General features: G+C 49.6%; 1 pseudogene. It reads left to right on the forward strand.

The features are described 5' to 3' along the window. Positions 1 to 33: 33 nt before the first annotated feature. Positions 34 to 266: pseudogene (locus tag R0J92_RS23535) on the forward strand (DNA helicase); the annotation flags it as partial.

The raw sequence follows: 266 nt of genomic DNA on the forward strand, positions 1-266 counted from the left end.
CTCTACGTGTCATTGGAGGTAAGCGATCTGGTCTTGGCTGACCGCATTGACGCTTCTTTCTCAAGCGTCGCTATGGCGGAATTGACCGACAAATCTACTTTCGTTCGCGATGAGATAGAGAAGTTGTCGGGATCGTGCGGGAAATTCATGCTGCATCAGTATCCCACGATGACATTCACGCCCAAGCAGCTCGCTCGTTTGATCGAGTATTACAAGGCTCGGGGCGTGGTGTTCGATATGGTTATCGTGGATTACGGTGATATTAT

This window comes from Tritonibacter sp. SIMBA_163 (assembly GCF_046535935.1).
GTDB classification, from domain to species: domain Bacteria; phylum Pseudomonadota; class Alphaproteobacteria; order Rhodobacterales; family Rhodobacteraceae; genus Epibacterium; species Epibacterium scottomollicae.